Below are 12,580 nucleotides of genomic sequence, written 5' to 3' on the forward strand. Positions count from 1 at the left end.
TCCGGAGAAGCAAAGAACGCTTCTTCCGGGGTCTTCAGACTCGTGCTATCCCACAGGAGTCTCGCATTTTGACTTCGGATTATTTTCAATTATGTTCGGTTTTTATTGCCTCTTTTTTGTTTTGTCCCAGCCTCTTAAAAAATTACAATAATTTAGTATTGCATTAAAGTTTTAATGTCTACTCCACCTAATTTTTCACGACCGTTTAGTTCTGTTAACTCAATGAAGAATGCAGCTCCGACAACAATTCCACCTAATTCTTCAATTAGCTTAATAGTAGCTTCAATTGTTCCACCAGTAGCTAATAAATCATCAGTGATTAAGACACGTTGACCAGGCTTAATCGCATCTTTGTGCATTGTTAAAACGTCTTTTCCATATTCTAAACCGTAGTCTACACGGACAACTTCACGTGGAAGTTTTCCTTCTTTACGGACAGGAACGAAACCAATTTCTAATTCATAAGCAACCGGACATCCTACGATAAATCCTCGAGCTTCAGGTCCTGCAATAACATCAACATTTAAATCTTTTGCGTAGTCAACAATGTCCTTAATAGCTTGTTTAAAAACGCCACCGTTTTGCATAAGTGTTGTTATATCTTTAAAGCGAATTCCTTCAATCGGCCAATCTTCAACTACTGTAATGTGCTTTTTGTAATCCATCTTCTATTTCCTCCTCGTCTCTCACCGAATTGTCTTTACATTGTTGTAAAAGTGTCATTAATGACCGGTAAGAGGAATAACATAATTCATTTTCTAAATCCATTTGCTCTTTTTTACTTTGATAAGATTTTGACTCTGTCAGATCACGTTTTGTGTTAACATGATTAATTGTCAAAAGACCATCTTCTATTTTAACAAATTCTAATTCAAAAAACACCTTCGACATGAAATTTACTGTTTGTTTTGACCAACCTTTATGTTTTGCCAAGTCTTCGCCATGCTTTTTCAAGTCAAATGTTTGCTTTTTTAATAGAAATCCGTAAAACCATTTAAAATGATCTCGTGTTGGCAATGTTGAAAAATAATGATCATTATCATGATGAAAAACTGCATAAATTCTTTCAGGGAAACTATTACCGTTGAAAAAATTTTGCAATTGTTCCATAGAAGTTGGTAAGTCTAATAGAAACAGATATCCATTTTTCAATAGCTTTGGTGTTGATTCTTTATCTAGTTGAAGCAATGATTCTGACCATTTTTCTAGTTGTAGCCTTTCCATTGTTCCATCTTGAAAGCTGACTAATTGAATTTTATCTTGCGGCATTTCCTCTAACTTTTTTGCTACATTTCTTGAACTACGGAAATCAAAAAGTTGCCAATCTTGAACTGCTAAATCCTCCAATAAAAGTTGCGGTTTGCGGAAGCCATTCCATTCATTAATGCCTAACTCACCTACAACAGCTATTTTTGCTAATGGGGAAATGTGTTCAAGTTTTTCTCCTAAATTAAACCCGATAGTGTCAATTGTGCTGTTTTCTTGGGCAAGCGTCATTTTCAAGTGATTTTGGCTTGCTCCAACTGTTTTCATCTCGTGTATTTTTTCGCACGTTAGTAATACTTTTGGCGATGGGTTTTGTACACCAAAAGGAGCTAATCGATTTATTTGTTCTATTGTTGCAATTGTGACATCCTCAAGATTACACTCAATATCAACATGTTTAATTGGAATAAAATCTTCTTCTGTTAGTATTTCTTTTGCTTGTTCTTTTAAACGTGACCTTAACAAATCAACATTTGATAAGTCCAAAGTCATACCTGCTGCCATCGGATGTCCTCCAAAGTGAGGTAAAATATCACGACACTTTGAAAGATTAGCAAAAAGATCAAACCCTTCGATACTTCGTGCTGATCCTTTAGCAATGCCCTTTTCCTTATCGATACTTAAAATGATTGTTGGTCGATAATACTTTTCTACAACACGTGATGCTACTATCCCAACAACCCCGGGATTCCAGCCTTCTTTTGCAATAACGAGCACTTCATTGTCTGCTGGAGGAAAGTATCTATCAATCATTTCATACGCTTCTTCAGTCATCGTGTTGACTAACTTTTGTCTTTCTTTATTAAGACCATCAATTTCATTTGCTAGTTCTTCCGCTTCTTCGATAGAGTCAGATAGTAGTAAATGAACAGCAGGATCTGCTGATTCCAATCTACCAACAGCGTTGATTCTTGGTCCAATTGCAAATCCAATATTTTCTGCAGTAAGCACTTGCCCTTCAAGTCCACACACTTTTAGTAGTGCTTTAATTCCTATGCGAGTGGACCGAGACATCATTGCCACGCCACGACTAGCTATGATTCTATTTTCATCTACTAATGGCACTAAGTCCGCAATCGTTCCAATTGCGGCAATTTCCAATAACTGTTGAGGAACTTCTCCATAGAGCGCATGTGCTAGTTTGAATGCTACACCTACACCTGCGAGTTCATGGAATGGATAATTAGGGCTTAATTTCGGATGTATGATAAAGTCAGCTGCTGGTAATTGTGGCGATGGTTCATGGTGATCAGTAATGATGTAGTCTAATCCAATTTCCTTTGCAACATCCGCTTCTGCAATGGCAGAAATTCCTGTATCTACAGTAATAACTAATGAATAACCTGCAGATTTTGCCCAGCGAAATGCTTGTTCATTTGGACCGTATCCTTCGGTAAATCGATTTGGAATGTAAAAGTCAACATCTGCACCAAGATCTTGCAATGTAACCATTAATACAGTCGTAGAACTAACCCCATCCGCATCATAATCACCAAAAATTAGTATCTTTTCATTATTTGTTATCGCATCTTTTATTCGTTTAACAGTTCCAGCCATTCCTTCTAATAAAAATGGATCATGGAACTCCATCGGTTCTATAAATAAAAAGCGTTTAGCTTCTTCAATTGTTTCTATTCCTCTCATCACTAAAAGTCTTGCAACTAACAATTCTATTTGCAAGATTTCTGCGAGAGATTGGGCTTTCTCTTCATCAAATTTTCGTAGTTTCCAACGTGATTTTGCTTTTAACATGAGACCACCCCTTGACCAACTCATTATACTAGAGAGGCCAAGGGGTGGCAATAACTATTCTTTTACAGTATTTTCTTCCGTGCTATCTTCTTCGCTAATGTCTTCTTCTAATTCTTCAGTTGCTGGCTTTTTTTCTACTTCTGGTTTTTCTTCGGCTTTTGGAGACGATTTTTCCACTTTCTCGCTCAGCATTGCAATTTCCTTGTTTGCAACCTTCAACTGTCTTTGTAAGCGAAACATACGATACATACCAACAGAACCAACGATTAATCCACCCATGAAAACAGATCCAATAATTACTAAAATTAAAGGAATACTCTTTTTAGCAAACAGAAAATCTACTGTTACCGGGTCTACATTAATAACAGCGAATATGGCTACGATTAATGCAAATAAAATTGCTAATAATAAACTCCATTGTCCTTTCATACTACTCCCCCTCATCACTATATGGATTTATATGTACAAATACATCTTGAATATGTGCTTCACTTAATAATTTTTCTTTTACATTTTTTCCGACTTTATGGCCTTCTTCAACAGTCATAAATGGATCAACTGCTACTTTAATATCAACAATTACATAATGCCCGTGCTCACGAGCTTGTAAAGAATTAATTGCTAATACTTTATCGACCGATTTGGCAATTTCTACTAAGTGAACAGTATCTTCCTCATGTAAAACATGGTCAAGTGTATTATGAATGGATTCTGATCCTAAGTTCCATGCCATCTTTAAAATTAAAATCCCGACCACTAATCCAGCAACTGGGTCAGCATAGACAGCCCAAGTAAATCCTAGCTTTCCACCAAACACTGCCGCAACAATTCCAACTAATGTAGCAATCGATGAAAAGACATCAGATCGATGTTCATAGGCATTAATAATTAACGCATCACTTCGTAACTTTTTACCTAGTCGATATTTCCAGCGAAATAATATTTCTTTAACTATAATCGAGATCGCTGCAGCATAAATAGCTATTACTCCAGGAGCTTCAATCGGTTTAAAAAATGCTTCCACTGATGACAAGGCAATTTCAAAACCGACAATTACCATAAGGACTGCAACAATAATAGCTGCAATATTTTCTGCCTTACCATGTCCATAAGGATGATCCTTATCAGGTGGCAACTTTGCTGCTCTTAATCCGACATAAACAGCCATTGAACCCGCAACATCTGAAGCGGAATGAAGTGCATCTGCAATTAATGCTCTACTGTTTGAAATTACTCCGATTACACCTTTAATAATTGCTAAGACTAAGTTGATTACGACGCCAACCATTGCTGCGAACTCTGCTTGTTTAAAACGTTCTTTCTTTTCCACTCCATCACCTCGCACTTTATTGAAATTATATCTTTGATTATCTTTTCCTAAAGTTCACGATTCATGAAGGTATAACCACTTATTAGCTTAAATAAATGGATAAAACGTGGGAAAAAATTATCCCACGTTTGTTTTTATATTTCATCTTCTACATCGACTTTCTTCGGCTTTAAGCGTTCACGTTCCATCGCTCTCCACTTTAAGACTAACCATAATTGTGCTGCGATAAATAATGATGAATACGTACCTGCTACAAGTCCGACAAGTAGTGCAAATGAGAACCCGCTAATCGCACCGCTTCCGAATATGAATAATGCTAGGGCAGCGAATACTACTGTTAATACAGTATTTAATGAACGCTCAAATGTTTGTTGTAAGCTCAAGTTTACAACATCTACTAAGTCCTCAAATACTTTCACTTTCTTTTTCGCTTTTAGATTTTCACGAATTCGGTCAAACGTAACAATCGTATCGTTTATTGAATAACCGACAATCGTTAACACGGCAGCGATAAAGTATAAGTTAACTTCAATGTGCAACATGCTGAATAAGACAATAATGAAAAATGCATCATGTAATAAGGCGACTATTGCCGAAATACCGAATAAAAATTCAAAGCGAATAGTTACATATAAAACGATACCAATTGACGCATATAAAACCGCAAAGAATGCATTTTTAGCAAGTTCTTGTCCAACTACAGGGGAAACGGTTGATACGTTTGGCTCAACACCATATTTATCCTGTAATTTTTCTTTAACGTTTGCAATTTCATCTTTAGAGAAGACTCCAGCATAGTGAGCAAATTTCATACTGTCATTTTGCCCTGCAGCTGTAACAGCATTAGGCTTTAAGTCCATTTCCGTTAAATCACTTTCAAATTGTTCATTTGTTATAGAAACATTTGGCGTTATTTCTACTTTTGTTCCACTAACAAAATCAATTCCTAAGTTTAAGCCGAAAATTAGCAATGACAATAGACCAATAACGATAAATCCAATTGACGCTGTGAAAAATCTTTTGCGTTTGCTTACGAAATCAAATTTATACTTTGGCTCATAAATACCTTCTTGAGAATTAGCAATATCTTTTATTTCTTCTTGCTTTAAGCCAAATAAACCTGGCTTTTTGTCCATGTAACGACTATTAACCCAAAGCCCAAGTAATAATCTTGAACCATATACTGCTGTAATTAAACTTACTACAATACTGACGATTAACATTAAGGCAAACCCTTTAACTGAGCTTGTCCCAAAGATAAATAAAACTCCCGCTGCTAAAATCGTCGTAATATTCGCATCTAAGATTGTAGCTAAAGATCTTCTGTTCCCCGAGCGGAATGCAGATAATGTCGTCTTTCCAATACGAAGTTCCTCTTTAATACGTTCATACGTAATAATATTCGCATCTACTGCCATACCTACACCTAAGATTAAAGCAGCTATTCCAGGTAATGTTAAGACTGCATTTAGCCCTTCAAATACAACTAATATTAAGTAAATATAAGCGCTTAATGTAACAACTGCTACAACGCCTGGCAGACGGTAATAGAAAATCATAAATAAGAATATTAGTGCAACACCGATAGCACCTGCAAAAATTGTTTTATTCATTGACTCTTCGCCAAGCTTTGCACCTACAGATTGTGAGTAGATTTCCTCTAACTTAACTGGTAGTGCACCCGCATTTAAAATCTCTGCTAAGTTCGTTGCTTCGTCAACTGTGAAATTTCCTTCTATCACAATATCTTTTTGGGTTAATACTTCATTAACTCTTGGTGCAGAAATAAATTTACGTGCATATTCTGGCTTTTCTAGTTCTGCAGCATAAGAGTCTCCTTCTTCGTAATCAAGCCAAATAACTAAGAAGTTTTCTGGATACATATTTTTAATTTTTCTTGTAATATCTTCAAAAACTTTAGCATCTTTAAGTGTAATAGCTACGAGCGGTTCATTTTGTTCATTATAAGATAATCTTGCTGATTTTAATTCAGATCCGTTCATCATTTCAACATCATTAACATCACGGAACGTAAGGTTTGCTTCTGTTGATAATAAGTCGCGTGCTTCGCTTTGATCTTCAACTCCTGCAAGTTGTACACGAATACGGTCCGAACCTTCAGGAACAATATCTGGTTCTGCAACGCCGATTACGTCAATACGCTTCCATAAAGCAGAAATCGCACTTTTAATCATGTCTTCTGTAACTTCATCACCTTCAAGCGGATGTACTTGATAGAGGATTTCAAAGCCACCTTGTAAATCTAGTCCTAACTTAATTTCATCAGTAGTTGTTTTTCCAAAATAACCGATTACTGAACCTATCAGTAAAACGATCATAAAAAAGATTGCTATACGCCCTTTTCTTACCATAATCTGTAATTTCCTCCTTCATGATGAAGCCGCTAAAAAGTTTTATGTACACGCGACATTTGCCTTATTTCATAATGTTTAATTATGCTATAGACTAATTTTTCTGTCAATTTTCCTTTTTAAAATCCTCAAATGTTGACATCCAATCGTCATTAGTAATTGCTTCTGTCGTTAACCAGTTCATATAGTCGGTTGGTGTCACTCTCAAAATGTCATTGATCAAGTCATGCATAAGTGGCTCTTCCGTTTTCTTCTTTCTTTTCTTTAAAACGACTTTCCAAATTTCATCTACAGTAGCACGTTCATATCCTAACATATGCAATTCCTCTAATTTGCTCGTAATGACTGGTAAAGCTCTTTCTTTCCAAACTGCCATATTTTGCTCCAACATGTAACCCCCTTTTATCATTTAAAAAATTGAGTACAAAACGATGCCTACCGCTAATCCGGCAATTACGACACCTGTCGCTATAGACCAAAATGCGTATCTTAAGCCGATGCCAAATAAACTCGCAGCAACACAAGCACTATAAGCTCCTGTTGTCGGTAATGGTACGGCGGTAAATAAAATTAGCCCTATTGCCCCGAACTTTTCAACATTTTTACTTTTGCTTAATGTTCGATGATAAAGCCAGTGATAAAAACGTTCATATCGTTTATATCTCATTAACCATTTACTAATTGGTTGAAATAATAATAGCATCGGTATAATTGGTAAAAGATTTCCTAATACACTATATAAGAATGCTTCAGGAAATGAAAAACCGTAAGTAAATGCTAAAGGCATGCCTCCTCGTAATTCTAACACAGGCATTGCTGAAACAATCATTACTAAAATTTCTTCTGGTAAAAAGTTTAAATTCTCTGCTAAAAACTGTCTTAATGCTTCTTTCATAATTCACCTCGATAACTTGTCATGCTTGCCCACTTACTAAGCATATAAATAAATAGAGAAAATATCTATAGTTTCTAGAAAGTAGGGGCAATTAAATGTCAAAACAAACGTTTTTAAAGGGAACGTTTATCTTAGTAATGGCCGGTCTAATCACTCGTATATTAGGGTTTATTAATCGAATCGTCGTAGCCCGAATTATGGGACAAGAGGGTGTTGGCCTTTATATGATGGCAGTTCCAACACTATTATTAACGATTACTTTAACACAGTTAGGTTTACCAGTAGCCATCTCTAAACTAGTTGCTGAAGCTGAAGCAATGGGAGATAAACGAAAGGTAAAACGCATATTAGTTGTGTCATTATCAATTACTATTATTTTAAGTATTATCTTTACATCAGGAATGATATTACTTGCACCTTTTTTAGCGAAAACAATGTTAACCGATGCTAGAACTTATTACCCACTAATAGCCATTTCACCAATTGTACCTATTGTCGCAATTTCAGCTGTCTTGCGTGGGTATTTTCAAGGGATGCAAAACATGCGTCCATCTGCATATTCACAAGTAATTGAGCAAGTTGTGCGAATTACGCTCGTTGCAGTGCTAACAAAAGCTTTCTTACCTTATGGTATTGAATTTGCTGCTGCAGGGGCAATGTTCTCTGTCGTGTTAGGAGAGCTTGCATCTTTAGTCTACATGATTACAATGTTTAAACTTAAAAAGCGCGTGAAAGTTCGGCGAAATTTCTTTAAACAATTAGCAAAAGGAAAAGAAACGTTTCAATCATTGATGGCCGTTGCTTTACCGACAACTGGTAGTCGATTAATTGGTTCATTATCATACTTTTTCGAACCTATCGCTGTCGCACAAAGTTTAGCAATTGCTGGAATAGCTACTTCTATAGCAACAAAACAATATGGTGAATTAGCAGGTTTTGCCGTTCCATTATTGTTTTTGCCAACCTTTATCACATATTCCATATCTACCTCATTAGTTCCTGCGATTAGTGAGGCAAAGGCGCAAAAAAAATATATATTAATTGAGCACCGTTTGCAGCAGGCGATGAGGCTGGCACTTATATCAGGAGGAATATCCTTCGTTGTTCTCTATGTCTTTGCCGTACCGATAATGGATTTAATGTATAATGCTCCCAAAGTTGCAGTTTATGTAGAAGTTTTAGCACCATTTTTCATTTTCTTATACTTTCAAGGTCCTTTACAAGCAACACTTCAAGCATTGGAACTAGCTAAGGCTGCTATGATTAATAGTTTAATCGGTGCAGTAGTTCGTATTTTAGCAATCTTCGCTTTAACTTCTCGACCTGACTTAGGAATTATGGGCGCTGCTCTCGCTCTTGGCTTAGGAATTGTATTAGTAACCTTACTGCATTTCGCTACTGTAGTTAAAGCAATAGGGTTCTCAATTTATATTCGTGATTATGCCAAGGCAATACTAATTATTATTATATCAGGAATTGCTGGTCATCAGTTATATACAAATGTATTTACATCTTTTAATTTATTAGGAAATACAATTTTAGCAATATCTTCGACTGTCATTATTTATTCGGTATTTCTTTTACTATTTAATTTAATAAAAAGAAAAGAAGTGTTATTAATACCTGTCATCGGTAAACCTTTAGCATTACTTATTCCTAAAAACAAAAAGTAACCATCACTATTTTATGATGGTTACTTTTTTATTTCTCATCTTTTAAATCAACAAAAAATGTGCCATTTTCATCAATCGTACAAAAGGAAATCTTCTTTATTTCCTTAAAGCCTAGCTTCCTTAACTCTTGCCGGAGCCAAAACTCCGATTTATTTATTTTCCCCAAATGATCTTCTTGTACTTTCCCATCCAGAATAATCGCTAACGGTAATCTAAGTTGTGGATATAGGACATTTTTACGTTGTTTATTATTCCCTTTATTTTTTTCAATAACAGATAACTTTCCAGAAGGTTCTAATATTGCAAATTCCACATCAGAAACTTTTGCGACATCTTTTTCTCTTAGTTGAACTAATAAGTCGTCAAAGTTATACCGTTGTTTCTTCATTTCATTCTCATCAATTTTCCCATTCTTAATTAATACGGAAGGTTTATTATCAACAATCTCTCTAAATTTTTCACTTTTTAAAGAAACAATTGCTAAAGAAACTTGGATAATTAGTAATAAAAAAATAGGTATTAGAGATTGAAGCATAGGCGTTTTTGGATCTTCAATTGAAATTACCGCTAGTTCAGCAATCATGATTGAAACGACAAAATCAACAATACCTAATTGACCAATTTCTCTTTTACCCATTACGCGAAAGACAAAAACAATTATCGCATATAAAACAATTGTCCGAACAAGGATCGTACCATATTCCAATGCATCCATCCTCCTTCATGAATAGTTTTACCTAAATAACTATCTTCATGTTACGAAGGATTTGGAAATGCAAAACTTATTAAAAGAAAATTAAAAATCGGAAATATAAATACGTCGTAGAAATGATTAATGAGACAATAACTACCGGAAATCCAATTTTTACAAACTCCATAAAATGGACTGGTTCCTTTGCTCGTAATGCAAGTCCTGCTACAACTACATTTGCTGAAGCACCAATTAACGTTGCATTTCCTCCAAGGCAAGCTCCTAACGCAAGTGACCACCATAAAGCATCGATATTAACCATTCCATAAGATTGAAATTCAGAAATTACTGGTATCATCGCTGCTACAAAGGGAATATTATCAACAAATCCTGAAAAAATTCCTGATGTCCATAATATTAAAAGCGCTGTTTTAGGAAGATCTCCTTCTGTATAATAAATAATCTTTTTCGCAAACTCATCAATTAACCCTACGCTCTCTAAGCCCCCAACAAGCATAAATAATCCGATAAAGAAGAATAATGTAACCCATTCTACAGATTTAAATACTTCTTCAGCATCATGTTCTTTATGTGTCAATAACATGAGCAGAAGTGCACCCGACATCGCAACGCTCGTTAAATCAATATGTAAAATCGGATGTAAAATAAAGCCGGCGATAGTCATTAAAAGAACGGAAACTGATTTTATTAATACCGGACCTTTCTTTAAATAGTCTGTAGGATTGATCTGCATTATATTCTCTTGTTGCAATGATGTTATTGACAATTTATCTTTATAAAAATAAGCGAGTCCAAACAATATTATAATTAGAATAAATAATGCTACAGGCGCTAAATTAATTAAGAAGTCATTGAATGTTAAATGGTTAACGGCTTGCCCAATCATGATGTTTGGGGGATCACCAATTAATGTAGCCGTACCACCAATGTTTGAGCTAATTATTAATGCAATTAAATAAGGCACTGGAGGAACTTCAATTAGTTTCGTAATCGTTAGCAGAATTGGAACAAATAAAAGCACTGTCGTAACATTGTCTAAAAAAGCAGAGCCAATAGCTGTTAGTGTTGAAGTTACAATCAATAATGGCACTGGTTTCCCTTGAACAGATTGAGCTACTTTGATTGCGATAAATTCAAACACACCAGTTTTGCTCGTTATTGAAACTAAAATCATCATTGAAAATAATAAGCCAATTGTTTTCCAATCAATAAATTCTAAAAACACTAAATCAAGATCATATATACCTGTTACAAGTAAAAATAATCCTCCACCACAGGCAATAATTGCTCGATTTATTTTCTCCGTCATAATAAAGCCATAGCATATTATAAACGTTAAAAGGACTAAAGTCGTGTCCATCCATGTAGTCTCCTTCCGTCATTCCTTAGTACATCCTATGCAACAACTTGTCTTTTCTATTAATAGTTCTTTAAACTTTTAAAAAAGTTTTTCACTTCTAAATAGTCCAAGTTTGAATAAGATGTACTAAAACAAGCTTTATGCTAAGGAGAGGTGGAAGCTATATGCTAAAACGTGAGAACATGATGGCGATGGGATATGGACTTTTAACAATATTAATACTCATTATTTCAGCAAGTTTAATTATTTCTTTATTGCTCAAATTCACTAGTCTGGAAGAAGGATCTTTTAACTGGCTATTTTATGCTCTTACTTTTATTACATTATTTATCGGTGGCTTCATTTCTGGTGGGAAGGCGAAGGAAAAAGGCTGGATGATTGGGCTAGGAACTGGTCTTTTATATACATTAGTTGTCTTCTTTGTCCAATATTTAGGTTACCAAGATGCATTCTCAATGGAGCAATATGTTCATCATGGAACTGGCATATTATCGGCAATGTTTGGTGGGATGTTAGGGGTAAATGTAGCGAAATAAGAAAAGCTGAAGCAATCGGTTAACGGCGTAATAGCTGGAACACTCTGATTAAGATAAAGGATACACGAATAGCAATGCTATTCGATGTAGACTTATCGAAATGAAGAGTGTGAAGCTTTCTAGACGTTGATTGCTGAAGCTGGACAATAGAAAATCGAGGCGAACGCTCAGCGACGTATAAGCTGGAGCACTTTGTTTGTGATAAAGGAAGCATCGAAATGGAAAGGCGACTGTTCATCATCAACGATGGAACTGGAATACTACGAATGAGATAAAGGAAACACAAAAAGCGTAGCGTTTTGATGTTGACTTATCGAAAGCTCCCGCTCAGCGAGGTATAAGCTAATCACTATATCTTGAGCATAAGAAAAAGCGAATCAATTAAGATTCGCTTTTTTACTTACATTTCATTCTTAACTTCACGCACAGCGTGAATATCGTATGTAAGACGAGTGTTATCTCCAGTTGTAATGACAACTGTACTTTCATCAATCGCATCAATTGTTCCGTGTAACCCACCAATTGTTACAATTTTATCGCCTTTTTGTAGCTCGCTTTGCATTTTAGCAATAGCTTTTTGCTTTTTTTGTTGTGGTCTAATTAATAAAAAGTAAAACAAAACAAACATTAACAATAAAGGTAAAATATTAGCCATGAAAAAATCCTCCCTTCAACCATCATTCT

Annotated in this window: 12 protein-coding genes; 2 read left to right on the forward strand and 10 right to left on the reverse strand. The window is 35.3% G+C overall.

Going from position 1 to position 12,580, the window contains the following annotated elements; genetic code table 11:
* Positions 1 to 152 precede the first annotated feature (152 nt).
* From CIB95_RS05555 to CIB95_RS05585, 7 genes are all read right to left on the reverse strand, one after another.
* Complete coding sequence (locus CIB95_RS05555; RefSeq protein WP_094922984.1) at positions 153 to 665, reverse strand: adenine phosphoribosyltransferase; 513 nt, start codon at positions 663 to 665, stop codon at positions 153 to 155.
* On the reverse strand, positions 634 to 3,018 hold the full coding sequence (gene recJ, locus CIB95_RS05560; RefSeq protein WP_094922987.1) for a single-stranded-DNA-specific exonuclease RecJ: 2,385 nt from the start codon (positions 3,016 to 3,018) through the stop codon (positions 634 to 636). Before recJ ends, CIB95_RS05555 begins: the two co-directional genes overlap by 32 nt.
* 54 nt (positions 3,019 to 3,072) lie before the next feature.
* Entirely contained in the window at positions 3,073 to 3,447 is a 375-nt protein-coding gene (locus CIB95_RS05565) for a LapA family protein (protein WP_094922990.1), read from the reverse strand.
* Between the two features lies 1 nt (position 3,448).
* A complete protein-coding gene (locus CIB95_RS05570) occupies positions 3,449 to 4,348 on the reverse strand; it encodes a cation diffusion facilitator family transporter (RefSeq protein WP_094922993.1) in 900 nt (299 codons plus the stop codon).
* A gap of 134 nt (positions 4,349 to 4,482) precedes the next feature.
* The gene (gene secDF / locus CIB95_RS05575) at positions 4,483 to 6,720 is read right to left on the reverse strand and encodes a protein translocase subunit SecDF (RefSeq protein WP_094922995.1); all 2,238 of its coding nucleotides are present in this window, start codon (positions 6,718 to 6,720) and stop codon (positions 4,483 to 4,485) included.
* Positions 6,721 to 6,826: 106 nt separating this feature from the next.
* The gene (locus CIB95_RS05580; RefSeq protein ID WP_158217567.1) at positions 6,827 to 7,111 is read right to left on the reverse strand and encodes a post-transcriptional regulator; all 285 of its coding nucleotides are present in this window, start codon (positions 7,109 to 7,111) and stop codon (positions 6,827 to 6,829) included.
* 18 nt (positions 7,112 to 7,129) lie between these two features.
* Positions 7,130 to 7,615, reverse strand: a complete 486-nt coding sequence (locus CIB95_RS05585) for a COG2426 family protein (protein ID WP_233143920.1) — start codon at positions 7,613 to 7,615, stop codon at positions 7,130 to 7,132.
* 95 nt (positions 7,616 to 7,710) lie between these two features.
* On the opposite strand from CIB95_RS05585, the gene spoVB reads away from it, so the two are divergent.
* On the forward strand, positions 7,711 to 9,288 hold the full coding sequence (spoVB, locus tag CIB95_RS05590; protein ID WP_094922998.1) for a stage V sporulation protein B: 1,578 nt from the start codon (positions 7,711 to 7,713) through the stop codon (positions 9,286 to 9,288).
* Between the two features lie 28 nt (positions 9,289 to 9,316).
* On the opposite strand, the gene CIB95_RS05595 is transcribed toward spoVB, so the two are convergent.
* Together CIB95_RS05595 and CIB95_RS05600 are read right to left on the reverse strand one after the other, a co-directional pair.
* A complete protein-coding gene (locus CIB95_RS05595) occupies positions 9,317 to 9,994 on the reverse strand; it encodes a DUF421 domain-containing protein (RefSeq protein WP_094923000.1) in 678 nt (225 codons plus the stop codon).
* A 79-nt stretch (positions 9,995 to 10,073) separates the two neighbouring features.
* Positions 10,074 to 11,360, reverse strand: coding sequence for an ArsB/NhaD family transporter (locus tag CIB95_RS05600; protein WP_094923001.1), 1,287 nt, complete (start codon positions 11,358 to 11,360; stop codon positions 10,074 to 10,076).
* A gap of 164 nt (positions 11,361 to 11,524) precedes the next feature.
* On the opposite strand from CIB95_RS05600, the gene CIB95_RS05605 reads away from it, so the two are divergent.
* Positions 11,525 to 11,896 (forward strand): TIGR04086 family membrane protein, encoded by a 372-nt coding sequence (locus tag CIB95_RS05605; RefSeq protein ID WP_233143922.1) that lies wholly within the window; start codon positions 11,525 to 11,527, stop codon positions 11,894 to 11,896.
* Positions 11,897 to 12,296: 400 nt separating this feature from the next.
* Here the strand turns inward: CIB95_RS05605 and yajC are convergent, their stop codons facing one another.
* Positions 12,297 to 12,551, reverse strand: coding sequence for a preprotein translocase subunit YajC (gene yajC, locus CIB95_RS05610; RefSeq protein ID WP_094923003.1), 255 nt, complete (start codon positions 12,549 to 12,551; stop codon positions 12,297 to 12,299).
* Between the last annotated feature and the right edge of the window lie 29 nt (positions 12,552 to 12,580).

Origin of the sequence: Lottiidibacillus patelloidae, from assembly GCF_002262935.1 — a bacterium.
Taxonomy (GTDB): Bacteria; Bacillota; Bacilli; order Bacillales; family SA5d-4; genus Lottiidibacillus; species Lottiidibacillus patelloidae.

Coding starts and splice junctions, on each gene's coding strand:
- secDF (WP_094922995.1), bottom strand. CDS start 6,720: ATGGTAAGAAAAGGGCGTATAGCAATCTTTTTTATGATCGTTTTACTG.
- CIB95_RS05605 (WP_233143922.1), top strand. CDS start 11,525: ATGCTAAAACGTGAGAACATGATGGCGATGGGATATGGACTTTTAACA.
- CIB95_RS05565 (WP_094922990.1), bottom strand. CDS start 3,447: ATGAAAGGACAATGGAGTTTATTATTAGCAATTTTATTTGCATTAATC.
- CIB95_RS05600 (WP_094923001.1), bottom strand. CDS start 11,360: ATGGACACGACTTTAGTCCTTTTAACGTTTATAATATGCTATGGCTTT.
- CIB95_RS05555 (WP_094922984.1), bottom strand. CDS start 665: ATGGATTACAAAAAGCACATTACAGTAGTTGAAGATTGGCCGATTGAA.
- CIB95_RS05580 (WP_158217567.1), bottom strand. CDS start 7,111: ATGTTGGAGCAAAATATGGCAGTTTGGAAAGAAAGAGCTTTACCAGTC.
- CIB95_RS05585 (WP_233143920.1), bottom strand. CDS start 7,615: ATGAAAGAAGCATTAAGACAGTTTTTAGCAGAGAATTTAAACTTTTTA.
- recJ (WP_094922987.1), bottom strand. CDS start 3,018: ATGTTAAAAGCAAAATCACGTTGGAAACTACGAAAATTTGATGAAGAG.
- spoVB (WP_094922998.1), top strand. CDS start 7,711: ATGTCAAAACAAACGTTTTTAAAGGGAACGTTTATCTTAGTAATGGCC.
- yajC (WP_094923003.1), bottom strand. CDS start 12,551: ATGGCTAATATTTTACCTTTATTGTTAATGTTTGTTTTGTTTTACTTT.